The 23,734-nt window shown below is 38.9% G+C and carries 26 protein-coding genes and 1 pseudogene; 4 read left to right on the top strand and 23 right to left on the bottom strand.

Going from position 1 to position 23,734, the window contains the following annotated elements:
• Positions 1-240: 240 nt before the first annotated feature.
• From CRO56_RS01895 to CRO56_RS01855, 10 genes and pseudogenes are all read right to left on the bottom strand, one after another.
• Positions 241-387 (bottom strand): annotated as a pseudogene (locus CRO56_RS01895) (ABC transporter permease); the annotation flags it as partial.
• 681 nt (positions 388-1,068) lie between these two features.
• Positions 1,069-2,034 (bottom strand): ornithine cyclodeaminase family protein, encoded by a 966-nt coding sequence (locus CRO56_RS01890; protein ID WP_097156894.1) that lies wholly within the window; start codon positions 2,032-2,034, stop codon positions 1,069-1,071.
• A gap of 284 nt (positions 2,035-2,318) precedes the next feature.
• The gene (locus tag CRO56_RS01885; protein WP_097156893.1) at positions 2,319-2,870 is read right to left on the bottom strand and encodes an alpha/beta hydrolase; all 552 of its coding nucleotides are present in this window, start codon (positions 2,868-2,870) and stop codon (positions 2,319-2,321) included.
• A 118-nt stretch (positions 2,871-2,988) separates the two neighbouring features.
• On the bottom strand, positions 2,989-3,492 hold the full coding sequence (locus CRO56_RS22620) for a hypothetical protein (protein ID WP_142305172.1): 504 nt from the start codon (positions 3,490-3,492) through the stop codon (positions 2,989-2,991).
• Positions 3,425-3,766, bottom strand: a complete 342-nt coding sequence (locus CRO56_RS22745) for a hypothetical protein (protein WP_179714139.1) — start codon at positions 3,764-3,766, stop codon at positions 3,425-3,427. Before CRO56_RS22745 ends, CRO56_RS22620 begins: the two co-directional genes overlap by 68 nt.
• The gene (locus CRO56_RS22740) at positions 3,766-3,981 is read right to left on the bottom strand and encodes a hypothetical protein (RefSeq protein ID WP_179714138.1); all 216 of its coding nucleotides are present in this window, start codon (positions 3,979-3,981) and stop codon (positions 3,766-3,768) included. Before CRO56_RS22740 ends, CRO56_RS22745 begins: the two co-directional genes overlap by 1 nt.
• Positions 3,982-4,244: 263 nt before the next feature.
• Positions 4,245-6,860 carry a phosphoenolpyruvate synthase gene (gene ppsA / locus CRO56_RS01870; protein WP_097156891.1) on the bottom strand — a complete coding sequence of 872 codons (2,616 nt, stop codon included), beginning with the start codon at positions 6,858-6,860 and terminating at the stop codon, positions 4,245-4,247.
• Positions 6,861-7,603: 743 nt separating this feature from the next.
• Positions 7,604-8,065, bottom strand: coding sequence for a DIP1984 family protein (locus CRO56_RS01865; RefSeq protein ID WP_097156890.1), 462 nt, complete (start codon positions 8,063-8,065; stop codon positions 7,604-7,606).
• Between the two features lie 535 nt (positions 8,066-8,600).
• Positions 8,601-9,065: a phage tail protein gene (locus CRO56_RS01860; protein WP_097157197.1), complete on the bottom strand. Its 465-nt coding sequence runs from the start codon at positions 9,063-9,065 to the stop codon at positions 8,601-8,603.
• A 21-nt stretch (positions 9,066-9,086) separates the two neighbouring features.
• Positions 9,087-9,566 (bottom strand): GyrI-like domain-containing protein, encoded by a 480-nt coding sequence (locus CRO56_RS01855; RefSeq protein ID WP_097156889.1) that lies wholly within the window; start codon positions 9,564-9,566, stop codon positions 9,087-9,089.
• 108 nt (positions 9,567-9,674) lie between these two features.
• Between CRO56_RS01855 and CRO56_RS01850 the strand changes: the two genes are divergently transcribed.
• Positions 9,675-10,637 (top strand): helix-turn-helix transcriptional regulator, encoded by a 963-nt coding sequence (locus CRO56_RS01850; RefSeq protein ID WP_097156888.1) that lies wholly within the window; start codon positions 9,675-9,677, stop codon positions 10,635-10,637.
• Positions 10,638-10,726: 89 nt separating this feature from the next.
• Here CRO56_RS01850 and CRO56_RS01845 read toward each other — a convergent pair whose 3' ends face one another.
• Positions 10,727-11,572 (bottom strand): AraC family transcriptional regulator, encoded by an 846-nt coding sequence (locus CRO56_RS01845; protein ID WP_179714137.1) that lies wholly within the window; start codon positions 11,570-11,572, stop codon positions 10,727-10,729.
• Between the two features lie 355 nt (positions 11,573-11,927).
• Between CRO56_RS01845 and CRO56_RS01840 the strand changes: the two genes are divergently transcribed.
• On the top strand, positions 11,928-12,647 hold the full coding sequence (locus CRO56_RS01840) for an SGNH/GDSL hydrolase family protein (protein ID WP_097156887.1): 720 nt from the start codon (positions 11,928-11,930) through the stop codon (positions 12,645-12,647).
• A 65-nt stretch (positions 12,648-12,712) separates the two neighbouring features.
• Here the strand turns inward: CRO56_RS01840 and CRO56_RS01835 are convergent, their stop codons facing one another.
• The 9 genes from CRO56_RS01835 to CRO56_RS01795 all read right to left on the bottom strand — a co-directional run bounded on the left by CRO56_RS01835 (position 12,713) and on the right by CRO56_RS01795 (position 18,862).
• The gene (locus CRO56_RS01835) at positions 12,713-13,453 is read right to left on the bottom strand and encodes a creatininase family protein (RefSeq protein ID WP_097156886.1); all 741 of its coding nucleotides are present in this window, start codon (positions 13,451-13,453) and stop codon (positions 12,713-12,715) included.
• 53 nt (positions 13,454-13,506) lie between these two features.
• Positions 13,507-14,421, bottom strand: a complete 915-nt coding sequence (locus CRO56_RS01830) for a phosphotriesterase family protein (protein WP_097156885.1) — start codon at positions 14,419-14,421, stop codon at positions 13,507-13,509.
• A gap of 57 nt (positions 14,422-14,478) precedes the next feature.
• On the bottom strand, positions 14,479-15,747 hold the full coding sequence (locus CRO56_RS01825; protein WP_097156884.1) for a PTS ascorbate transporter subunit IIC: 1,269 nt from the start codon (positions 15,745-15,747) through the stop codon (positions 14,479-14,481).
• Between the two features lie 6 nt (positions 15,748-15,753).
• Complete coding sequence (locus CRO56_RS01820; RefSeq protein WP_097156883.1) at positions 15,754-16,038, bottom strand: PTS sugar transporter subunit IIB; 285 nt, start codon at positions 16,036-16,038, stop codon at positions 15,754-15,756.
• Positions 16,039-16,061: 23 nt separating this feature from the next.
• Positions 16,062-16,490: a PTS sugar transporter subunit IIA gene (locus tag CRO56_RS01815; RefSeq protein WP_097156882.1), complete on the bottom strand. Its 429-nt coding sequence runs from the start codon at positions 16,488-16,490 to the stop codon at positions 16,062-16,064.
• 4 nt (positions 16,491-16,494) lie between these two features.
• Complete coding sequence (locus tag CRO56_RS01810) at positions 16,495-17,226, bottom strand: GntR family transcriptional regulator (RefSeq protein ID WP_245855541.1); 732 nt, start codon at positions 17,224-17,226, stop codon at positions 16,495-16,497.
• 287 nt (positions 17,227-17,513) lie between these two features.
• The gene (locus tag CRO56_RS01805; protein ID WP_097156880.1) at positions 17,514-17,786 is read right to left on the bottom strand and encodes a hypothetical protein; all 273 of its coding nucleotides are present in this window, start codon (positions 17,784-17,786) and stop codon (positions 17,514-17,516) included.
• Between the two features lie 18 nt (positions 17,787-17,804).
• Positions 17,805-18,404, bottom strand: a complete 600-nt coding sequence (locus tag CRO56_RS01800; protein ID WP_097156879.1) for a DUF2589 domain-containing protein — start codon at positions 18,402-18,404, stop codon at positions 17,805-17,807.
• 14 nt (positions 18,405-18,418) lie between these two features.
• A complete protein-coding gene (locus CRO56_RS01795) occupies positions 18,419-18,862 on the bottom strand; it encodes a DUF2589 domain-containing protein (protein ID WP_179714136.1) in 444 nt (147 codons plus the stop codon).
• 185 nt (positions 18,863-19,047) lie between these two features.
• On the opposite strand from CRO56_RS01795, the gene CRO56_RS01790 reads away from it, so the two are divergent.
• Positions 19,048-19,872: a hypothetical protein gene (locus tag CRO56_RS01790; RefSeq protein ID WP_097156877.1), complete on the top strand. Its 825-nt coding sequence runs from the start codon at positions 19,048-19,050 to the stop codon at positions 19,870-19,872.
• 140 nt (positions 19,873-20,012) lie between these two features.
• On the opposite strand, the gene CRO56_RS01785 is transcribed toward CRO56_RS01790, so the two are convergent.
• The 3 genes from CRO56_RS01785 to CRO56_RS01775 all read right to left on the bottom strand — a co-directional run bounded on the left by CRO56_RS01785 (position 20,013) and on the right by CRO56_RS01775 (position 23,040).
• Positions 20,013-20,222 carry a hypothetical protein gene (locus tag CRO56_RS01785; protein WP_097156876.1) on the bottom strand — a complete coding sequence of 70 codons (210 nt, stop codon included), beginning with the start codon at positions 20,220-20,222 and terminating at the stop codon, positions 20,013-20,015.
• Positions 20,223-20,990: 768 nt separating this feature from the next.
• On the bottom strand, positions 20,991-22,349 hold the full coding sequence (locus tag CRO56_RS01780) for an ABC transporter permease (RefSeq protein ID WP_097156875.1): 1,359 nt from the start codon (positions 22,347-22,349) through the stop codon (positions 20,991-20,993).
• Positions 22,333-23,040, bottom strand: a complete 708-nt coding sequence (locus CRO56_RS01775) for an ABC transporter ATP-binding protein (protein ID WP_097156874.1) — start codon at positions 23,038-23,040, stop codon at positions 22,333-22,335. Before CRO56_RS01775 ends, CRO56_RS01780 begins: the two co-directional genes overlap by 17 nt.
• 187 nt (positions 23,041-23,227) lie before the next feature.
• Between CRO56_RS01775 and CRO56_RS01770 the strand changes: the two genes are divergently transcribed.
• Positions 23,228-23,713 carry a CBO0543 family protein gene (locus CRO56_RS01770; protein ID WP_097156873.1) on the top strand — a complete coding sequence of 162 codons (486 nt, stop codon included), beginning with the start codon at positions 23,228-23,230 and terminating at the stop codon, positions 23,711-23,713.
• The last annotated feature ends 21 nt before the right edge of the window (positions 23,714-23,734 follow it).

The following is a 23,734-nucleotide window of genomic DNA, read 5'->3' as shown; positions in this document are numbered from 1 at the left end:
CAACATCCTGCTATAATTAGCAAACACAAAAACCGCTTAGGTAGTTAATAATAACCTTTGCGGTTTAAGTATTATTTCAGATCTTTCTTGTTGAAATATCCTGATCCGTTACTTTGGATTCTGTTATTCTTTTCTAATTTCATCGAGGGTTGCACCGGCATTTAAGCAGCCTTCCATGTGTAGCAAATACATTTAACGGAGCGGCTGACTATTGATTTGGCTAATCCCATAATGATGTACTTACCCTAACTGGCGTTTAAATGCTTTACTGGCGAATAAGTAAGCGATGACCATGATGCCGACGCACCAGGCAAGCGCGATCCAGATATCGTTGTCAACAGACCCTTCATGCAAAAGGGCACGAATCGCATTCACGATTGAAGTCACGTGTGTCCATAAAAAACTTTGCTATAACCTTATTTGACGATAGACGTCCACCATTTCCCATGGCACCAAACCAAGTAGTGAAGGACACGTGATTATTCTCAAGAAGATCTAAATAATTTTAAAAACAACTGGTGAAAGGATTGATGACCAAGAACTCGCTCATTTTTTGGTGGCCTTGATTTTCATGTTAGATCGACCAAGATGATGATTAGTAATACAAACGGTCTCGAATTCGCAAAAAAAGTAGGCGACTATTTTGTTACAAAAGCATTGAGTCAATTAATTTGATGCGTTTGTTGTTTTAAGGATAGGCTTATCAATAAGTTTGTGAAGAAATGCACTTAAACTAAACTGCCCCTTTCGTATTATAAGGTCAGCCAGATTTTTCTGGTTGACCATTATTTATATGGTTTTATTATATCAGTAGCCAGGGTAGAACGTAACTGCCCGTGGGGCTTTGACCCCGTCAGCTAAACCGTTCGCCCCCTACTTGTAGAAACATGATTGAAGCTGGTTGGGACTTAGATCTCGTATAACAATCGAAGCTGTGACACTGCATGGAGGTATTAGGGGTTACTGGCAATTTACTAGTTTAGGAGGAGAAATAAATGAATCCAGTCGTTGGTCTAGATGTATCAAAAGGAGAAAGTCAGGTTCAAGCTTTTTTAGTTGAAGATGAGATTACTCTAGAAAGTTAATATGCTGTCCTTTGTTTAATTCCCTTGCTTTTTGATAGACATACCAAGCTGCTACTAAATCTTGAAAAGCCAACCCGACAGATCCGTAAATTGTAATTTGATTATCATTTGTTCTTCCTAGTCTTTGGTTTAAAATAACCTCATCTATTTCTGCATGTATGTTTTCTTCCGATAATCCTACTCCTCCAATAGCTCCCATTTGAACCGCAAGTTGACGATCATCACAAACAAATATCGCCTTCTGTATCAATTCTGCACTAACTTCACATTTACCTGGTTCATCTGGCCCAAGCGTTGTAATATGTACACCTTTCTTTAACATTTTTGAAAATAAGAAAGGTTCTCTTGACCATGTTGCTGAAATAACTATATCTGCATCATTGACAGCCACTGCCAAGCTATTACAAACAACTATAGGAGTCTTATATTCTTCTTTCATTTCTTGAACAAATGATCTCGCTTTTTCAATATCAGTATCATAAACAAAGACACTAGATATCTGCCTAAAATACTGTAGAGATTGTAGTTGGAGTTTACTTTGTACACCCGCACCAATTATAGCTATTTTTTTTGCATCTTTTCTTGCTAACAAATGAGTTCCTATGGCACCTGACAATCCTGTACGAACAGCCGTAATATATGTAGAATCCATTATCGCTAATAACTGTCCTGATTCAATATCATGAAGGTTAATAACTCCTTTGATAGAGGGAGGTTGGGATGGAAACTTTGCATGGACTTTGACTGTATACGCAGGAATATTAGAGCTGATACCGGGAAACAAAATCATAGCACTTGTGTTTTCATAAGGTAAAATCGATCTCGCTCTTTGAGAAGGTATATTACGGTTCAAAGAGTACTCACCAAAGGCTGATTTTAAAGCTGGATACAGTTCTAAAGGATTTAATAAGGATTCTACATCTGTTCTTGAAAGTAACAATGTTTGCATACAAGCTAATCTCCTCATCGAAATACTTCTGGCTAATTTTATTAATCATCTCTTTATTAAACTCATAATTACCTGTTTTGGCATTTATCTTAATCTTTTCCTTCTTCCTCTAAACTGTTCGTTAGCATAATTATGATTTCATCAAGATAATGTATTCACACAGATTATTTATCTTTACTCATACCTGCCTTCACCATTAGTTCGAATAAATTAAATAATAATAACTTGATTTTCAATAATCTGAGCAGGAGAAGTTTAGTTTCATAGAACGATATAATTTAAAATTACACGTTCTTTAAATCATTAACTAGTATAGGTAATCCATTATGGAATAAATGTTGTCTACCTTCGAGTTCTCTTGAGGTTGCTTGTGGAAGTTTTTCTGCATAAATTTTATGGTGTTTAAAAGGTACGATATCTTCATCACGACTGTGGTAAAGGAACAGATGGGGAATAGCAGGGAGATTTTGTTCAAAATTATTTTGAAGCGTGAATTCTTTCGACTGCCAATCTTTATCTAATCCCCAGTATGGTGATGAAATGATAAACAAACCAGAGAAAGTTAGGTTATAAGATTCTTCAGAAAGGTACTTTAATAAGACCGAACCACCCAACGAATGTCCAATTAAAATTACCTCCCCGTTCAGCATATTGAGTTCCTTTTCAAGCTGATCCTTCCATCGTACATACTTTGGGTTTTCTGGCGAAGGCATCTTTGGTATAACAAATTGATATTTGTCCCTAAGTTCATTTTCTAAATACGCAGACAGATTGCTGCTTCCGTGCTCCGGATCCTGTGGGCCAGCACTATGAATAAATAAAACGGTCTTTTTCATCTTGAAATCTCCTTTTCTTTCATAAAAAAATATGTAATCGCAAAAACAAATGGTTATACCTTCTTGAACTATCCTGCCCCTTCCACATGAAAAACAAAATTGCGCTTCGTTTTTTCTTTTAACTCGCTGAAACTCTATCATTATTTTCAATGAATCTATACAGGTCAGAATAAAAAAGTTCTAATGTTTCTTCAGTTTTCTTACTGTTATATAGTCCAGAGCTATAATTTATTCCATTGCTATAATTTATTCCATTGCTATAACCAACTGCATAAGGTAAGCCTGGTTGAAATTCTTGTTCATGATAAGCAATGTCATCGGAGAAAAAAGCTGCTAAATTATGAGTACCAATAAAGAAGATAGGAACCTGTAATTCAGTGTATATTTGCGAATACTTATGTTTGCTAGCTTCTAACAAATGTTCTTCCATTATTAAATTGGCATCCAATTTTTTATCATTGCTTTTGCTTAAGTCATTGAAAGATAAAGTTTCAAAAGATATTTTACTATTTACAGCTTCTATTGGTAGTTCTCCAATGACACCTATTTTTAAGTTATATCCAGTGTAGGGAACATGTGGTGTTTGAGAAGTGCAAGCAGACATAAACAAGATTGATATCAAAAATATCAACTCTTTCTTTCACTTCAAACGGTAATGGTTGCTCCAACGCTTTTTCTAACAATCTGGGATGCTTAACACCTTTATTTCTTAAATAATTTTCAATAAGATCTGCTTTTTCGCGTTTGTCAGGAATTAACCAATACAAAACATACCAATCTTCCAGTGAACATAAAGGAATTTCGACTCCATTTATATTTTTGTGGTCTACAATTGACTCCTCATTAAATGTTAATTTATAAATCCCTTCTTGATGTTGGATTGCAAACCCTCCCATTATATATATACTTTACCAATACTATGTTTAGAGAAATATTCTGTTTTAAAAGGCTTAATTCGTATAGTTTCTTTTGAATTCCCTAAGTTAGTCATAGTATGAATTAATTGCTTGGCATTCTTTTCATCCACCAAATTATCTATATCATTAGACTTTTCAATTAATTTATAAAAATTAAGTAAAAGAGATCCACCAATTCCCCAAGTAATCATCATTATATTGAATCAATCACCGATAAAAGATAAAGTTTCGAGCACTATTCTTTCTCCTTACTTTTACTTTAATTATTTTTAACCTTCACAAAGTAAACTTATTGCTTTTTCAACTATTCTGACCGTAAGTCGAAAAAAAGGATCGCAGCAGCAATCCCTTTTCTTTAACTCTTGCACACGTTACTTAAAAAATCAGGGTAAAGAACCATAATGTCAATGATTTTCCAAATTCACATTCTCTTCTTTTATGATTTAAATGTAAAGAATTATAGTATTTCTATATACCCATCTGTTCCATGCACGCGAATTCGTTGCCTATCTTTTATCAGTTTTGTAGCATTTTCCACACCGACAACTGCTGGTAAGCCATATTCACGTGCGATAACTGCTCCATGGGTCATCAGTCCACCAACTTCGGTGACTAAGCCTTTTATGGATACAAACAATGGTGTCCAGCTAGGGTCAGTAAAGGCGGTGACCAATATATCTCCATCTTCTAAATCAGCATCTTCCATGTTCAAGATGACACGAGCGCGTCCCTCTATAACTCCGGAAGAAACCGGTAGACCTACAATAGCTTCAGCTGGGAGATTTTCTCGTTTGTACTGACCTGCAATGATTTCACCATCAGACGTGATAACACGTGGGGGAGTTAGTTTTTCGTATAGTTTGTACTCGTCTTTTCGTTTGCTGATGATCTGGTAATCCAGTTTATTTGTGCGTGCGGCTTCGTGAAGTTCTTCAAAAGTGAGATAGTATATATCTTCTTTTTCATGAATAACGTTAGCTTGAACAAGTTGTTCGGCTTCTTTCAGTAAAGCCTGCTTATAAACGAAGTAGCGATTAACCATGCCGTATTTTGGATATTCCCTAAACCCGCTGAAATTCCGGATTAGGTCAATCATTCGTTTTGTTTCTTTGGCTTTTTGTTCACCATCCGGTAATTGCTTCAATCGCTCTAATAACTCTTGTTCTTTTTTCAAGGCAACACGCCGCCCTTGTTCAAATTTCCTCTTGCTGGCATTAGGCTCAAAGTTTTTGATATTATTGAGAATCAAGGGGACAAGTGTAGTTGGTTTTTCACTCCAACGAGTTTTCGTAATATCGATTTCTCCAGCACATCTCATTCCGTATTTGTTAAGATAAGCAATTATTGCATCTTGGGTTTCCTGTCCACCATCAAACTTAGCCAGTTCATCTAAAAAGGTATCATCTTTTACATGTTGTAAATAACCAATTACTTCTGGATAAGGACGAATCACATCTGCGACATCTAATAATGCTAGACCCATTTCCGAAGTAATATTGTTTGGTACAGATTGAGAAAGCGTGTCTGCTACGTTTTTTTCACCTAACCACTTGTTCATTTTGTCATTGATCCATGATGAAGCATCCATAGCAGCCATAATCACAGCCAAACTTTGTGGGTCAAATAAAATCTTCTTTAATTGCTGGATATCTTCTAAAATAAAATCCAATAAATCTGATCCTGATTTCGTTTGGATGTTATGCTTTAATTCTTCTATCGAAGTCTGACTACGCTTAATCAAATCAGAAACGATTGTCGGATCGTTTTCGATTTGTGCTTGAAAACCCGCAGATGACATACCTTTATTGCTTTTACCAGGACTCTGTTCTTTTTTATTATTTGGTAACGATTTTATAAAATCTCCTCGCTCTATGATGGTCATAAGCGCGTCTTTCATGAGTGGATCGTGTTTTCCCATGCCATTTAATAAAATTTCTCTACTGGCAGGTGAAGCCAGATTTTGTGTAACATCAACAAACAACCTTCCACCAGCTTTACGCATGGGGGCAGGAGTCGTTAACAGCCAAAAAGATAATCCCAATGGTTTAAAGGGGGCGGTCATCATTTGTTGATGACCGACAGATACATAGACGTGATTTTCCTGATCATTTGCTTCTGGGATGGGGAAAAGAATAGTGATTGGACGACTCTGGACGATATAAAATGTATCATCAACCAAACACCATTCGATATCTTGCGGACAGCCAAAATACGCCTCAAGCTTTCTACCAATCCTTTCTAGCTCTAATACTTGATTATCTGAAAGTGTAGATAGATTCTGCTGACCCGGCTCAATTTCCTTTTCCTCAGTTCCGCCTTCTTTTCGTGCATATATAGCCAACTTTTTGGTGGAAATCCTCTTCTCCACAATCCTACCTTCCCGAACTTTATAATTGTCCGCAGACACTAAGCCAGAGACAAGCGCCTCACCCAGTCCAAAGCTAGCATCGATCGACAGCACTTTGCGGTTTGAGGTAACTGGATCAGCTGTAAATAGTATTCCAGAAGCTTGTGGAAAAATCATCCTTTGAATAACAACAGACAGATAAACCTTTCGATGGTCAAATCCGTTTTTCATACGATAAATCACGGCACGATCCGTAAATAGGGAAGCCCAACATTTGCTGATATGTTGTAAGATGGCTTCTTTTCTGATGATATTTAAATAGGTGTCCTGCTGACCGGCAAAGGAGGCATGCGGTAAATCTTCAGCAGTTGCACTGGAACGAACTGCATAAGCTTGGTTCTCGCCATACTGGGAGAGATAGTGAGCAACAGCTTTCACAACATCGGAAGTAATTTCTACTTCCAAAATGATTTTCCGAATCTCCCTGCTGATTTCACCAATTTGATCTCGATCCTCTACTTTTAGCAGTGTTAGTTGATCCAACAATGCGTGAAACGCTTTGTTTTGTTCGAGGGCTTTTTGATAGGCTTCTGTCGTAACACAAAATCCTTCTGGCACTTGTATTCCACGAATCTTCGATAGTTCACCTAGATTACTCCCTTTTCCTCCGACCACCATTTGACTCGTTTTATCAATCTCCCGAAACTCCAGAACATATGGTTCCATTTCTTTCCCTCCCATTTATCGCTCAATACCAAGACGAATCGTATGACAAAAATTGTTTATCTGATTAAAGATTAATACTAACAATGAAATAAATAAAAAACAGACTAAAAATGGTTAGTTAATAATGGTATAATTAAATTAGGGAAAAGGACAGTTACCGATTATTTATCGTAACTGTCCTTTTTTGTAACAAATCGTTCTTGAACTATCCTGCACTGATAGAGCTTAATAAAAATACTATTCTTCCTTTTATTGATTATTGTTCCGTTTATAATAATCTTTCATAACTTCCTCATCATTCACTTAATGTACCTACTTGACCTATCCGGCTTCCCTGCGGAACAAATTGTTTGAACTTATCATTTTCCCTTTGAGAAATAATTCATAAAGATTGATAACCATGTTGCCAAAACTACATCATTTAAATCTGTGAAACACAACCATGATAACCTTGTAAAAAGGCTTTAATCATTAAAGATTAAAGCCTCTCTGTTAACTCGATTTTTGCGCAGAATTACTGTTTTTTTCCCCTACCCTACCCTCACGAAACGAAAATCTATACCAGGTTGTTAAATGTATAAGTAAGTTGTAATGTTGTTACATTACTGGGTATAAGTTGTAATATGAGGACTCGAACCTCAGGGTTACCCCAAAACCCTTACCATTATAATTACAACTTTGACCTGTTGTTAGGTTTGGTATTCGCCTTTTCATTTTCGCTACCAACTTATTTTTCTATTAGATTACGCCTCTAATAAATCTGTTTTCCAGTTCAGTTCTTGTATTTTAACATCAAGATCTCTGTATTTCTTTGATAATTCATCTACATACTTTTGAGTTTCTTTTACATGAATGGTTGTAACATACTTAATCTCAGTCCTGGAATATCGGTCATGTCGCATGGTTGCTTTTTCAACTAATTCACTATAAATCTTTCTTTCCTGCCCAATTAAATCCCTGTTAGTCAGTGCGTCAGCAAGAGATTGTTCTTTATCAAAACTTGTATGTAAATTGGTCCGATTGATATTTTGAATAAGATGTTTAAGCTTCCCTAAGAGATCCGTTAATTCTTCCATCATAACCTGCGGATCCTCATTAGGGTTGTCCCCTTCTTGAACCCTTACATTATTAAATAGACGAAGTTTCAACTGCTCAACTCTTTTCTGATAATCAGAACGTAAAATTAATGCTTCAGCTAGTTTCATCGAATCCCCTCCTAATTACAAAATATATAACGTTATATTTTAGTTTATTTCTCCTGATCTTTTATTGGAATATTATATTTCGATTATTATCTCTCCTTCAAGGATAACCAACCATAGACTTTCCCTTATAAAATTCGTTCAATTTAGCAACAATTCCTTCTTAAAGTAATCTTCCCCGTATGCATCATAAGAAAATGAGCTGCAATCAGCTCGTTGTTCTTCTCTTCAACTCTAGGAAAATAATAATGATTATTTATTTCTATTCAAAAAGCTTGGATATACTCCAAGCTTTTTGAAAATTGTTATCAAACTAAGGTACCCTATGGTTGAAGTGAAAACCTTCACATTCTCTTCATCCTTACCCTGAACCCCTATTAGCAAAATAGAAGTTACCACGGAATGGCAGCATCCATTGGGATTTCAAGCAAGTGAAAGCTATTTTTACCTTAATTTAGAAAATAGCTTTCACTAATTTCAAGGAAGAAGAAGAATGATCAAGTACAATTATGCTGGTTCCCCACTTGGGGTTTGCCTACTAATATTCTCCTTTAATCACAAAAAACGAGCCCCGAATGGTTCCAGCTAGCTTAGACCTCTGCCTAGCAAACTTAAACTTCCCTTCTAATTCCTTTGGTACCTCCATCCCCTCAGAAAGCTTAAAACCAACGGCCCGCTTCTTAGGGTCATCAACTGTATACATAACGTTGACCGCAAGGCCATCCTCATAGAAGACGTAGGCCCATTTGATATTTTCCACTTGAAAACGCGACGTTTCTAAAGGTTTGGCCGCAAACTTAATGTCACGTTCTTCTTTCAAAATTCGGTTTACATAATCAAGGGTCTCGCAGGACTCGCTCGCTGGTACAACCGTAAATTCATGCTTGTATTTAGTCATGAAGTAACGGGCTTCATTAGCACGTAAACCAGCAAGCGCTTCTTCTACTGGTGAAGACTCTAAACCAGCCGTAGACACATTTTTAAAATCAACGATATGAGACATTTCCATCCCGCCTTTTATCTCCTATTTCCTAACAACAGGAATCCACATTTCACCAAATACTAAGCCGTTTCGCTGCCCCATCTCAACCGCTGCGTTAGGCCCGCCAACATAGGCGAAATTCTTTGCTTCTGGCAAGACTTGACCAAAGGCAATGCCAGTAAGCATATTACTCAACTCTTCAGCTGTCTTAGCTTCCCCTTTAACAACGAGGTATTCGCCTTTAGGAAATTGGATAACTCTTGATGCTTCTGGCAGCGACTCCTCTGTCATGACGCCAGCATAATGCATCATCTTGTTATTCACCGCTTCGTTCACGGTAAAAATGTATTCATTTGTGGCAATGGATTTTAAAGTGTCGAGCCTTCCGTCCTGTTTCACTGCCTGCCAAAAGTCCGCCTTTTCCTTATTTATGCCGGCGTAGTCTGTGTAATCGCTCTTAAGTTCAGTCCCAATACCTAATACAGTGAAGCTTTCTTTTTCTTCTAGGGTATAATCTGCCATTTTCAAAACCTTCCTTTTTTAAATTTTTCAAATGATTTGTCTTCATCACTTGATGGGTTTATAATACCTATAAATCATGTCAAAAAATGATACTGTTTAGGAGTTCCGATGAAAAAAGTTGAACGGATTAATATCATCATGCGGTATATCAACAACCGCGCTCACTTTACCATTTCTGAAATCATGCGAGAATTTAACATCTCTCGTTCGACAGCGATTAGAGATATCAGAGAAATTGAAGCCATGGGAATGCCGCTTGTCGCTGAAGTTGGAAGGGATGGGGGTTATTTTGTCATGCCCAACTCTGTCCTGCCCGTTGTCCGCTTTACCGATAATGAGGTTAAAGCTCTTTTTATTGCCTTTATGGCCACAAGAAATCAACAACTCCCCTATCTAAAAAATCGTCATTCTTTAGCTGAAAAATTACTAGACCTCATCTCAGAAAACCAAAAAGATGACCTTGTTCTTTTGAATCAAATCTTGCTTTTTGAAGGGACCAACCCCAATAATCCAGACCTGCTTGATCTTACAGACCTCCCCCATCCCATGTTAGAAAAACTCATCCAAATCCTTCTATTGGATAGCTATTTATTGATTACTATCAAAGAAGACAAGGTAATAAAGTCTTATCCTATTTATCTCTTGCACCTTTATCGTGAAAAGAGCCTTTGGCTGATTGAGGGCTTTGACATAAAGGAAGAAAAGAAGCAGATTTTTCCTGTTGACCATCTTATCGATGTCGAACCCTACACGACGAAAAAAAGATTAAGTAAGAAACAGATTTTAGAAAAACTAAGTAAGCAGGAAGAAGTAATCAACCTTGTCCTTGAACTTGGTCCAAAAGCGATTGCCCAGTTCAAAAAATACCATCCTTTAAAAGTTTCAATTTCCTATACGAATCCTTACCAAACCACAGCTATTCTAAAGACTTTTATCAATGTTAACAATCCTGAAGAATTGACCCAAATAACAAATTGGCTACTATTCCTAGGTAGAGATATCAAGGTCAGGGAAGTACCCGAAGAAGTCCTAGAAGGTTTAAAAGAGAGATTAAGCTTATACCTTCCATAAACCTTGTGGGAACAAAACAATGACAACCATACTTTGACCTAAGGTAAGTAAAAGGTCTTTTTTCCAACTGTTTAACCTAACAGAAAGAATTATCTTTTCATAACGGGAATCCACACTTCGGATCTGTAGCCTTCAGCTTCAGACTTACCTGGGGTATAAACCTCGATTTCAGGTAGTCCGGCATGCTCATATTCTGTTGCTGGAAACCATTCTTGATAAATTTGACGGAATCCATTCTGAATTGCCTCGGGAAGCGGTCCAGTACATGGGAAGACAGCCCAGCTGGAGGAGGGTATCTTTTGCAGTGTTAATCCAGACGCAGGAACCGCTGTCTCTTTTTTCTTGCCAATCATATATGTAAAATTATCATTAAAATTCAACGTTATGCCGAGTAAAGGCGTATCTGTTTCCTCGTAATCTATTTTCGTGAGTGTCCCGTCCCGCTGACATTCTCTCCAAAACCATTGTCGGGTGCGGCCTTTACTCCCACATGTTAATGTGGCGGATTTACCAATTACGTTAAACGCCTCTTTTTCCTCTATGCTATACTCCACTTCCTTTTCTCCACGGATCGTAAGTTGGAACGAAATGCGGGGGAAAGCTTTTAATGAAACGCCCGAATTCCGCGCCTCTGAAGGTGAAATTCCATGGATTTTACGGAACACTTTGGCGAAGGATTCCGGCGAATTATATCCATATTTCAAAGCTACATCAACCACTTTAGCAGAGGAAACGGCCAATTCTTGTGCAGCTAAGGTCAATTTGCGTTTTCGTACATATTCGCCTACGGTCATTCCAGTCAACATATAGAACATCCGTTGAAAATGGAAGGGGGATGAATAAGCAACCTTCGCAATCGCCTCAATATCAAGCGGTTCGTTCATCTTACTCTCTATGAACTCTAAAGCGTCTTCCATCCGTTTCAACCAGTCCACACTTTATCACCTCTTTGATCCTTGTTAAATTACTTGAATACGAATTTGATTTAGCATTTTAGATAGACATGATTATATTCGACACCTATTAAGTTCCAACCTGCCCTGTATCCTGAAAATGGTAAACTAATGTCAAAATGCTTTTGGAATTAAAGATAGTACATGATTTGATCCCAGGTTTAAAGTACCTGTTCAGTAAAAGCACGGAATGACAGGATTCAAAGCAGCAGTGTTTATATAATGAATACATGAAATCGTCTAAATGAGGAGGTAATTAAATTATACGCTTTCGTAAAAATGATAGTGAAATAAACTTGTATTTAAGAATGATATCCGAAAAGAGAGGTTTATTTAAATGAAAAAATTGATATTCAGTTTGATGATTGTAGGAGCGCTTTTTTCGACCAGTTCAGTAACGTTTGCTTATCTTCCATCCGAGCGGAATGTGGAATATGTAGCGTTAGGTGATTCCATACCAGCCGGGATGACACCCTATGGTTCGTATGACCTCAGCTATCCAGATTATCTCATGAATAAATTTGAAAGTAGAAATTATGATGTGGTAGATTACGATAATTTTGCTGTTTCCGGTTACACTTCGGATCAATTAAAAAATGACTTGAAAGACAACAACGTCATACAGCAGGAAATAAAGGAAGCTACACATATTACCATTACGATTGGTGCAAATGACTTGTTCCAAAGACTCCTTTCTGATCCATCCACTGCATCCGAAGGAATTACCATTGCAAGTGAAAATTTACAAACAATACTTAGTACTATCGATGAACTGAATCCTGACGTCGAAGTTTATGTAATGGGATATTATAATGCTTTTGCATACTACCCAGAGGAAGTTCAAGAGTTTTTAGTTCCATTATTAGACGCACTGAACTTAGAAATTGAAAAGCGTACAGAAGCGAATGGTGATACGTATGTACCGACTGGAGACCGAATAGATCCACACTTTGAGAAATATATGCCGAACCCAGAAGATAATCATTTGAATGTAAAAGGATACAAAGCAATAGCAAAAGAATTCTGGAAAGCAATCAAGAATAACATCCAATATTAATAGGAAAACCTCCATAATGAAAAAAGGACCACAACTCAATCAGCGTGGTCCTTACTCATTTTTACTTATTTCTTAATATCCCTTGTAGCAAGTTTTACTAACTCTACCATTTTATCTATAAATGTCTGAAGGAGCCTTTCTCCCTTTTCTTTACTTGCAAGAGTAGCATCCCCAAATACACCACTTTTACTTAAGTCTCCAAGTGAAATAGTAGACTTCCCATACAATGGGGGCTGATCTGGATACTCCTTCACGGCTTTAGACATATCTACTAGCTCCGGTTTTAGGGCAAGCATGAGCGATGTCTCAAATTCACATGCATGAATCATTCCATGCCAGGTTTCCGAGTCACAATTTTGTTTCATTACATGTTGAATGTCTGGATAAAACAAGTAGATCATATCCATCTCTACTTCATCTTGTAACTCTCTAGTTGCATACTTCATGCTTGAATTGTTTGAATCATGTCCATTCACAAGAATTAATGTCTTGACTCCATAACGGTTTAAGCTATGTGCAATATCTTTAATGACAGCTTCTACATGATGCTGCTGCAAGGATACAGTTCCCGGTATATCACGCCATACCCATGAGTAACCAAATGGCAACGAAGGTAATAGGATAGCACCCGTTTTTTCACATATTTTTTTTGATAGTCCTTCAGCCAGAAATATATCTACACCTAATGGAAGGTGATGCCCATGCTGCTCGGTTGCACCTAAAGGCAAAATGGCGACAGGGAATTCTTCAATAGCTGCGGCCACTTCGTCCCTTGTCATGTTGATGATTTCTTTTACTTTTGCCATGCTATTCAACTCCCAATTTCCTTCATTAGCTCACGTACTAATATTTATCAATGTTAGAATTGCCCTAACCAGCGGGCAGGATTTTCAAAAAAAATAGTATGAATATCTTCTTTACTAATTCCTTCATCTAATAAACGCGGAATAAATTTTTTAATGATATATTCAAAACCAGGTCCGCCGCCATAAGCATGCAGGTAAGATTTACGCCCCATATCAGCTGATATGAGGAGCTGTTTTACAAATCCATTTTCAATCATATTTTTAATTAGTTCTACACGGGTACTGTCAGGATAATATTTGATTTTACTTACTCCATCAAATTGTACATATGCTCCCCTTTTTGCAAGCTGAAGATGATAATAAGGATCTGCATTACGATCACTATGGCCGACTGCCACTTTTGTCAGATCGACACCTTCTTCTTCGACAATCGTAAGCATTTCCTCACCCATCGTCCCCGCTTCTGTATGAAGCCAAACAGGTGCACCCGTTTGTATTTGAGCTCTAGCGGCAGCTCTTGTCACTTTTTCTTCTAGAGGATGAATAAGTTGATCCCAGGAACCTGACTTTAAGAACCCAGCCTTTGCATCCGTACCATCCATTCCAATTGTAATGTCTCTAACTAATTTTCCTTGAATTTCTTCTATCGTAAGCGCCTCGACCCAAGCGGGAAAATAAATATGTTTATTAAAGCCTGAGGTTGCAACCACATGAACACCCGTTTCCAGTGACATACGCTTCATTTTAGATGCATCACGGCCGTAATCTAGTGTAGAAGCTTCCACAAGTGTTTGTCCACCTGCTTTTTTAAACCTTAGTAATTCACTTACAGATGCTTCGTAATCAGTCAGTTCCAGATCACGATCTTTTTGACTCGGAGGCGGGCAAGCCCATAAATGTTCATGGCTGTAAGTAAACCCCAGATCCTTTGCTTCAATGTCTCCTAATACTGTTCTGACTTTTCCCATTTAAAGTCCTCCTTCATCTTGTATGAATAGAGAAGGGAATGCGTTCCCCTCCCGTTTCTATAATGGAATTCCAAATAATGCACCAGCTAATCTGATCAGTACCACAACAATAATGGCATCTGGTGATGCGAACCACAGTCCGCTAACTCCGTATGCTTCCATGTCAACTAATGGATAAGCAAGGGCCACCAGTAATGTCCATGAAACTCCGAGGAAGAATCCAGAAATAATCGCTCCGCGGCGTCCCCCCATGGCGTTTCCGAAGACACCAGCAGCACCACCCATAAAAAACAGTCCAATAACCGATGGTAAAACAACAACTGGAAGCAGACTTGAAAAAGCAGTTACTAGTAAACTACCAACTAATGCTGCTAAGAAACCGATTGTTACTCCAATTGGTGCAAAAGAGTAGAAGACTGGGACATCTAATGCAGGCTTTGCCCCAGGGACAATTTTTTCAGCTACTCCTTTAAAGGCCGGTACAATTTCACCAAGAAACATTCGAACACCTTGGAGAAGGATCAGAATCCCTGCCACAAACGTTAATGCATTCATAAATGAAAATTGGACAAAGTTCGTTCCGCCGGAAATCTCATTCATCGTTTCTTTATCAACAAATATTGCTGTTAATACATAGATGCCAATCATTACGATTCCCATTAGAACACTCATATCTTTTAAAAAGTCTAGTGACTTTGGTACTTTTACATCCTCAGAAGACTTTTCTTTGTTACCGAGTTTCCCTCCAAGCCAACCAGATAAGCTAATCCATGAGCTTCCCCAGAAGCCAAATGCAATGTTATCATTACCTGTAATTTTTCGTACAATTGGTTGAGATATAGCTGGGAATAACACCATTGAAATACCTTGAATAATAGAACCTAAAACAATTGTCACTGTGCTTGATAATCCCATTTGGTCAAAGACAATAGCCATTGTCCCAGCAAATGAAAACATCATATGACCTGTTAAGAAGATATACTTCCATTTTGTTACTCTAGCAATCAATAAATTGATCAAAAATGAGAATAGCAGAATCAACGCAGTTTCAGTTCCAAGTACTGTTTGAACTGCTGCAACCAGCGCGTTATCTTCAGCCACAATTCCTGTTAAACCAAATGCCTCGTTAAACATTGTACTGAAGGGAATAAGTGCCCCTACGATGATATTAGCCCCTTGTTGCAATATAATAAATCCAAAAATTGTCTTCAGTGTTCCTTTAATCACATCTGACGCAGATTTCTTAAGAGCAAGCAGACCTACTAACGCAATGATCCCTAGAATAATAGACGGGTTACTTAATATAGAAACTATAATATTTAACATACAGATCTACCTCCCCTTAGAGATCCTTTCAATGACAGGCATAACTTTTTCCTCTATTTCCTTTTTATCTAGCAAATTATTGATTGAAATGACGTCTACAGATTCTTCACTTAATTCAGCAGAAATCTCACTAGATGCAACCATAAAGTCACATTCTTTTCCTTTAGCTGAACCTAAATCCACCGCTTCTCCCTCTACTTCATAACCATGACTCTTTGCTATGGCCTGAATATCCATAAGCAGCATTAAGCTTGTTCCAAACCCCATTCCGCAAACGGTTACAATTTTCATCATGAAACCCCCCATGTTTTAAATTAAATAAGGTCTAAGATTTCTTTTTTAGTGCTTGCATTCAAAATAGTGTGTAGCTTCTCTTCGTCTCTTAATAATTCAGCCAGCGCCTGAAGCATTTCGATATGGCTTGTGCTATCTGTCCCACAAAGTGCACATACTAGTGAAATTGGATCGCTTGTCGGATGACCAAATGGAATTGGATGACTAAGTCTTACAATTGATACCCCTTTTTTCTTTGCTCCAAATTCAGGTCTTGCATGTGGAAAAGCGATACCTGGGGCCACCACTATGTATGGACCCACTTCCTTATAACCCTTTACCATACCGTCTACGTATCTTTCCTCGGCTAATCCTTCATCAACTAGAAGTTGACCAGCTATTCTAATGGCTTCTTCTGCATCTACAACCTCTACATTAAGTTCGATTAGTCCTTCTGTAAGTGTAAGCATAGGGTTAACTCTCCTTTGTATCAAATGCTTTCATTTTTTTCCTTCCATATAATTCAATATGGTATTCGTAACGGTCTGCCCGATTATACATTTCTACTATTTCAAAAGGAGTTCCATCCTGAAGATAAGATACCCTTGTTAAATGCAGTAACGCCGAGTACGGCGGAATCCTTAAATCAATCGCTTCTAAATCAGTAGCATTTTTGGCCCGGATTTTTTCATGTGCTTTTTCAAGTCTTATGTGATATTCCTCTTCAAGAGTTTCGTACAACGATTCTCTTTGCAATCCTTTTTCCAAAAATCCAGGGAGGAACTTCGAACGCATGTAGTTAATCATAATGGCAATTGGTTCACCGTCTGCAAAACGAAGTCTTTTTAGACATATCACTTTTTCATTAGGTGCCAGCTGAAGATCTTCAATCATTTTTCGAGAAGGCTCCATCTCAAACAAAACCGTATTTTCTGAATGAATATCTTTACCTTTTTGGCGCATTTCTTCTGTCCAGCTCGTGATCGTCCCAGCGGTTTGAGTGATTTTTTTTGATTGAACAAAGGTTCCTTTCCCTTGTACCTTCTTTACAATCCCCTCAGAAACTAACTCGTCAATCGTTTTTCGTACAGTGATCCGACTTACACCATACATTTTTTCGATTTCAGGCTCAGTGGGCAGGAAATCACCCTCGGATAGATTATCTTCTATAAATTTCATAAGTGAGAGTTTAAGCTGTTTGTACAACGGTAACTTCGAGTTTTTATCTAGAGATTTTATGGGTATCACCTGCCTAGAATTGATTGATAGAATATCATTATAATGTTTAGTTAAAACTTCGTTACATTTACATGGTAACATTATAATGTATTTTGCACAATAGGAATATTTTAAGCGTTTTCATTATAATGAATGTTGCACGCGTTTTATTTAAATTGTTTATATATATCTTTTTACCATTATGTAGATTTAATCAAACGTTTGTTTAAATCAAAAACGGTCCATCAACTCAAGGTTGATGGACCGCTGATTTTTTACCTATTTTCAAATCTTGCCGGGCGGCGTTTATAACCGATGTGGTATGTGATAGATTGTAAGACTACCTGGTGCTCACCAATCCGGAGAATTTGAAAGTTTTTTTCTTGGCCAACGATTTTTCCCCGCGGAAAATCTTTCTCCAGGCAGAAGTTTAATTCAGCCATTTGCCGTTCGATGACGGATTCATCTTTTAGATTAGTAGGATCTGTGTTGCCAACTGTAATTCTTTTTATATACCCGACATCGGTTAAATCGAAGGTATCATCCACGTGCTTTCGATCCTCCCATTAGGCTGGATTCGGAGCTGGCGTACTGGATGCAGGAATGACCGCTTGTGACATTAAATCCATGATTCTCATCAGGGTTTCGCTTGGTTTGGCGTTGGATGCTTTTACTGCGACATGGTATTTCGCTGAGTTGTCGCTTGTTCGGACGTTTTCTTTATAAGTAGATACACTGCCATGTACTTTTAGGCTGCCTGAGAAGAATGGCGGGTAGCCGCCGCTGATGGAGAGCTCTCCCCCCGCTTCTGATTGTGACCCGCTTTTATCCATAAAGGAAGATTTAACTTCCATATCAAACGTAATGTCCACATAATCCACTTGTAAATTAGGAATCGCTACGAGTGATAGGAATGGTGCGTCGATGACGACCTCTTCTTCTTTTGTTTGGGCTGGATCAATGGGATCGATGCTGGTTCGCTTAAATGCGAACTTCGCGGTTCTGACCTGATCGTTTTGATCAAACCCTACTGTTTTGATAAAGTCATACGTTGATTTTGCGAGCAGCACTTGTGTGTCCGATGCTGCCTTCAGTGGTGTTGCAATGAGCGTTTCGATTGGTAGTCCTGCAAACTGTTCTCCCATGTTTACTAGCTCATTTGCCATTTTTCATCATCTCCTTAAGGTAAGAATTTAGTAAAGTAATCATTGATTCGCAGAACACCTTCGGGCGGATCACTTCCTTCGATTTTGATGGATATGTTAGCCGTATTCGGGTGTTCTAGTTTTCCTGCTACCAATCTCGCATGTAAGGACTCATTTTTCCCGTTTCGCTCAGATGGACCGAATAGTTCAGTAAATTCCACACTGAAATCAAGTGAGATTTCCTTTAACTTGAAGGATGAGGTAGGTGCAATACAAATTAGCGGTACTTCGATTTCCTTCGGTTCTTCCCCCTCAAACTTGCTGGCAGGCAAACGCATCTTCACCGTATTGGGAGTCCCGTCTTTTTGAAAATACAAGCTTTGAAAATTTTCGACCTGCTTCCTGGCAACCATATCACTTGCTTCGACAACTGATGTTTTAATCGCAGTGATCAGATCTTTGAATACCACTTCAGACATGGTTCGATCCCTCCAATAATTGGTACACATTACCAATATTCCTTGTGAAAATTTATTATTCCTGCGAAATTTGAATTGGTTCTTTCTTCCCAATTTTTTATGTAAGGTAATTCATGGTAATATTTGCGAGGGTTGGCGAGTACTTTAATTTTGGCTAATTTCATCAGGGAGTGTGGTAATGGGGGATGGCTAGTTTTGTTTTATATTCCTGGAATCCAGGAGGAGAAACCGGAAAAAAAGACGGATTTCAATGGAGTTTGGATGATGTGGCAAGAGAAATGAAGCTTTTTGGTTTCCCGGATGTGATGGTGTTTCAAGAGGCAGGCGGCGATCATAAAGAGATAAAGGAAGTCGCGGAAGGCTTATCGTATCAGACCGAGTATATTCAAGAAGTCGCGGATGCCCAGCCGCAGTATTTACTGAAAAACAAATCTTATTTGTGGGCCTGGGATGAAAAGCGAGTAGCAGCTGATGGGGCGAGTGTCCATGTGAATTGTGATCCGTATTCAAATGAACATATTATGCAGTGGATCAGGGGTCGTGATCCATTTGAACAAGGGGCGTTGACTCATTTAGCCTTGTATATGAGGTGGCCAGTTTATAAGAGGTTTAAGCTGGTTGGCGATGGCCGGACTGTTCATTTGTTTAGTTTGCACGGGTCATTGAAAAAGGATTTTGCTGGGGTGCTGTCGGAGGTTAACTGTAAAATCGGGTTGATTGAGACGGTTGAGATTTTTCAACGAAGTGATTTGTTTTTGGAAGCAGCAGGCGCGACAGATGATATTGTGCTGATTGCTGGGGATTTTAATCTGAATGCTGCGGAGCTTGAGACGGGTGGAGTGCTTGATGACTTTTATTTAGTCGCGAGTGAAGAGGACGGAGCGAAGTGGTGTCATATCCTGGCTAAGGGCAATGGGTTTCGGTATGCCCATATGTATGCGAGATATCCGGACTTGCTGCGGTCTTATGTAGGGGTTCATCAGGTGATGGGGTTTAAGATGGAATTTTAGGGTTGGATGTTTGTGGAGTGGTGGGTGGTGGGCGGTGAGCGGTAGGCGGTGAGCGGTGAGCGGTAGGCTGACGTGTGGGGTTGCACGAGCGATGGATTGTGCAAGCGGTTGACCACGTTTACTTTGGCTTGGCGCGGAGGTCACTCTCCTCCACCGCCGCCACCACCGTCTCCTCCTCCGGATCCATCGAATCCGTCTGCGGAATCTTTCCAAAAGAAACTGCCTGTAGACGAAGAGTCAGTATCATTGCGGTATCTCCGTTTAGTACTCTTATTTTGACTACTGACCCCAACAATGAATAGAAATACAAAAATCGCTACCAATGCAATAATAACAATTATTTCTGCCATCTTGATTCCCCCTTTTCATTATTTTACCATGGTTTCCCAAATAGAAAGGTTATATTTGTGTAAAGGATCCCGATTATTTGACAGGATTTACGGGGTTGGAAGTTGAGTGAGGCATTGAAATTGCTTTGTTTTTGGGAGGTTTAAGCAAACGTTTGTTTAATTTGGCGTGTTGCTGGGATATGGGGAAATTTGTAACTTTTTAACCGGCACTTTATTCCTTTATGTCTTTCCTCAAAGTCCGGGTCTCTCCGAGTTCGGTTATCCGCGCTCGAGTTCGGTTAACTGCCATCTGAGTTCTGTTATCCGCATCTGAGTTCGGTTATCTGCCATCTAAGTTCTGTTATCTGCATCTAAGTTCGGTTAACTGCCATCTAAGTTCTGTTATCCACATCTGAATTCGGTTATCTGCCATCTAAGTTCTGTTATCCGCATCTGAGTTCGGTTAACTGCCATCTAAGTTCTGTTATCCGCATCTGAGTTCGGTTAACTGCCATCTAAGTTCTGTTATCCGCATCTGAGTTCGGTTAACTGCCATCTAAGTTCGCTTAGCTTCTCCTGAGTTCGGTTATTGATCCTTTGAGTTCGGTTAACTGGCCTCTGAGTTCGGTAAACGGCCCTTGAGTTCGGTTATCCATCGGTATGTTCGGTTATTTTATACTCTTCAATCAAAAATTACCCTGATTTTTCATAAAAAAGGGCCACTTCCACCGGAAATGGCCCAATTACCTTTTAGTTCCTTACATGAAACGCAAGAACCGTCCCTCTGTTTCAAATATCTCTTCTTAGTGCTTTGATTACGTCGATTTTGGTTGCTTTGACGGCGGGTTTGAGTCCTGAAATCATGGCAACTAGTAAGCTGATGGCTACACAGATGACAGTGAGTGAGGTTGGTATATAAGAGAACGTTATGGTTTCACCTGCACCGATTTCAAGTACATTCGTGATGACCATCGGCAGAAGCTTATTGACGGCAATGCTGATGATATACGAAGTGATAACTCCAAAAAGTGCGCCCATTAAACCGATATAGGTGCTTTCGATTAGAAAGATTTGTTTAATCATTTTCGGATGGCCGCCGATTGCTTTCATGATACCGATGTCTTGGGTCCGTTCGGTGACTGCCATTGACATCGTGTTGTAAATCCCGATTGATGCGATGATGACGGCAATGGTTCCAACTAGGATGAGTCCTATTTTTACAACTGCGAAGAAAAGGTCGACCTGATCTAGTTCATCCGCAATCGAATAGGTGTAATAACCCGCTTCTTTGATTTCTTCTGAAATCGATTTGACCGCTCCAGCGCTATCCGCATACACATTTACTTCATTATAATGACTTTCTGTTGTTTGCTTTAATTGCTCGATTTCTTCTTCTGACATCATTGGGTCGATGAACCGGCCTAAGGCTGTTCCGGTGAACTCCTCAATCTCATTTAATTTTTCCTCTGAGATGAGGACTCGCATATCCATCATCCATTCACGCGTAGGTTTTTTCGCCACGCCAACGACAGTCACTTCAAAGGTTCCTTCCTGTCTTTCCCCATCAATCGTTTGTGGAACTGTTAAAGTAAGTGTTTTTCCAAGGAGCGATTCTGGATATCCATACTTTTTCTCGATTTCTTCCATTGTTAGTTGTTGATCTTCTTCAGAAATTTCCTGATCTGGGTCACGCAAATTTCCCGGAAAGTTATAACCGACGACTACTTCGTTGGCTGCTTCCGGTAAGCGTCCTTCTTCCAGCTCAAAGTTTGAAGCCTTTTCTGCTTCATAATCCACGACCATCGTTTCGCCAAAGCCTGTATAGTCGCCGATTGAATAGGTGGTTTCATTCTCAACGCGTTTATGTGTGGTGACAGCTTTTACCCCATCGATTCCCTCAAAAAACGCGACATCTTCATCTGTCATATAGCTTGTGCTGCCATTTACTTTTCCGTGTATATCAATCTCGGTTGTAAGCCGTCCTTGGGTAATTTCTTCAATAATTGATTTATGAATGCCAAACCCGACCGACGCGAGTACGATTAAAAACGCACAGCCCATCGCGGTTGCTAAAATCGTCATAAACACCCTGGTTTTGTTCTTTTTCATATTTTCTCGTACAAATTGAAATTTATCTCTGAATCGCACGTTTCTCGCCCCCGCTCTCGCTGATCGTTCCGTTCGCAATCGTCACACTTCGATGGCCAATCTTAGCTACCTCTCTGTCATGCGTGATGACTAAAAAAGTAATGCCTTCGTTCTGATTTAACTGATGGATTAATGTTAAAAATTCGTTTTCCGTTTCTACATCTAAACTTCCTGTCGGTTCATCGGCTAAAATGATTTTTGGTTCTCCTACAAGGGCACGGGCAATCCCGACCCTTTGCTGCTGTCCGCCAGAGAGCTCACTTGGGTAAAAGCCTGCGAACTCAGCAAGTCCCACTTTTTCTAATGTTTCCTCAACTTTAGCGAGGCGCTTAGTTTTTTCCATTCCCTTCATTTTTAGGGGCAGCTCTACATTTTGAAATGCCGTCATACTGGGGATGAGCTGAAAGCTTTGAAAAATAAAGCCGATATGCTGCAGGCGAAAGTCCGCCCACTCCCCTTCTGAGAGGTTGGTCACATCCTGGTTCAAGATGTGTATCGTGCCTGCTGTCGGCTTCATGTAGCCGCTAATCAGGTTCAAAAGCGTTGATTTTCCTGAGCCGCTTCTTCCCAGGATTGTTACAATCTCGCCTTCTTCTATATGTAAATTGACCGAATTTAAGACGGGAATGACTTGCTTTTTATTCTTTTTACCAATCACAAATTCATGCTTCAAATCTCGAATCGTAATCAAATTCAGTTCCTCCTTTTTGTCTCCCTATTAAATAGACGAAGGAAATGGACAGATTACTACAAGTTTTTGGGAAAAAGATTTTTTAAACAAACGTTTGATCAATCGGCTTTTTATATAGGAGAAATGTAAATAACAGGAATTTGGTCATACTAATTAAGAGTAAATTAATAATTGAGGCGAATTTTTTATGGATAAGGCGATTTTGTGGACATTACTTCTAATCGGAGTTGTATTATTATTTTTCGGTGTAAGAAAACCATTTATTAAAGACACGCTATTAGTTTTCTTGTTGAGTGCCTATTTTTCAACGTTTATTGGCGTTTTTGTTGTAGAAGAAAAAATGCTGAGATATCCCGTTAGATTTTTAAGTGAATATTTCGAAGTCAGTATTCTTTACGAATATGTTCTTTTTCCAGTTGTCTGCATGTACTTTTTTCAGACAACACGTCATTCAAGGTATATCGGCATAGCTCTTCAATGTGCATTGTATACCACTGCTTTAACCATTGTTGAGGTTCTATTGGAAAGATATACAGATTTGATTGAATACAATACATGGAACTGGATCTACACGTTTATTAGCAATTTTTTACTAATGATAGTAGTCCGAATCTTGGTACACTTAATAAACAAGAGGGAAAGATGGCTGGAAAATGATCGAAGAGAAGTTTGAGGTGTTGTACAGAGAGGTATG

Source organism: Bacillus oleivorans (assembly GCF_900207585.1).
In the GTDB taxonomy this organism is placed as follows: Bacteria; Bacillota; Bacilli; order Bacillales; family JC228; genus Bacillus_BF; species Bacillus_BF oleivorans.
Note: the sequence above shows the minus strand (reverse complement) of the source record. Positions and strands in the feature narration are given on the sequence as shown.

Coding starts and splice junctions, on each gene's coding strand:
- CRO56_RS01785 (WP_097156876.1), bottom strand. CDS start 20,222: ATGGCAGAAATAATTGTTATTATTGCATTGGTAGCGATTTTTGTATTT.
- CRO56_RS01790 (WP_097156877.1), top strand. CDS start 19,048: ATGGCTAGTTTTGTTTTATATTCCTGGAATCCAGGAGGAGAAACCGGA.
- CRO56_RS01800 (WP_097156879.1), bottom strand. CDS start 18,404: ATGGCAAATGAGCTAGTAAACATGGGAGAACAGTTTGCAGGACTACCA.
- CRO56_RS01815 (WP_097156882.1), bottom strand. CDS start 16,490: ATGCTTACACTTACAGAAGGACTAATCGAACTTAATGTAGAGGTTGTA.
- CRO56_RS01770 (WP_097156873.1), top strand. CDS start 23,228: ATGGATAAGGCGATTTTGTGGACATTACTTCTAATCGGAGTTGTATTA.
- CRO56_RS01865 (WP_097156890.1), bottom strand. CDS start 8,065: ATGAAACTAGCTGAAGCATTAATTTTACGTTCTGATTATCAGAAAAGA.
- CRO56_RS22745 (WP_179714139.1), bottom strand. CDS start 3,766: ATGGGAGGGTTTGCAATCCAACATCAAGAAGGGATTTATAAATTAACA.
- CRO56_RS01825 (WP_097156884.1), bottom strand. CDS start 15,747: ATGTTAAATATTATAGTTTCTATATTAAGTAACCCGTCTATTATTCTA.
- CRO56_RS01835 (WP_097156886.1), bottom strand. CDS start 13,453: ATGGCAAAAGTAAAAGAAATCATCAACATGACAAGGGACGAAGTGGCC.
- CRO56_RS01840 (WP_097156887.1), top strand. CDS start 11,928: ATGAAAAAATTGATATTCAGTTTGATGATTGTAGGAGCGCTTTTTTCG.
- CRO56_RS01890 (WP_097156894.1), bottom strand. CDS start 2,034: ATGCAAACATTGTTACTTTCAAGAACAGATGTAGAATCCTTATTAAAT.
- CRO56_RS01885 (WP_097156893.1), bottom strand. CDS start 2,870: ATGAAAAAGACCGTTTTATTTATTCATAGTGCTGGCCCACAGGATCCG.
- CRO56_RS22740 (WP_179714138.1), bottom strand. CDS start 3,981: ATGATGATTACTTGGGGAATTGGTGGATCTCTTTTACTTAATTTTTAT.
- CRO56_RS01795 (WP_179714136.1), bottom strand. CDS start 18,862: ATGTCTGAAGTGGTATTCAAAGATCTGATCACTGCGATTAAAACATCA.
- ppsA (WP_097156891.1), bottom strand. CDS start 6,860: ATGGAACCATATGTTCTGGAGTTTCGGGAGATTGATAAAACGAGTCAA.
- CRO56_RS01855 (WP_097156889.1), bottom strand. CDS start 9,566: ATGGCAGATTATACCCTAGAAGAAAAAGAAAGCTTCACTGTATTAGGT.
- CRO56_RS01820 (WP_097156883.1), bottom strand. CDS start 16,038: ATGAAAATTGTAACCGTTTGCGGAATGGGGTTTGGAACAAGCTTAATG.
- CRO56_RS01860 (WP_097157197.1), bottom strand. CDS start 9,065: ATGTCTCATATCGTTGATTTTAAAAATGTGTCTACGGCTGGTTTAGAG.
- CRO56_RS01850 (WP_097156888.1), top strand. CDS start 9,675: ATGAAAAAAGTTGAACGGATTAATATCATCATGCGGTATATCAACAAC.
- CRO56_RS01830 (WP_097156885.1), bottom strand. CDS start 14,421: ATGGGAAAAGTCAGAACAGTATTAGGAGACATTGAAGCAAAGGATCTG.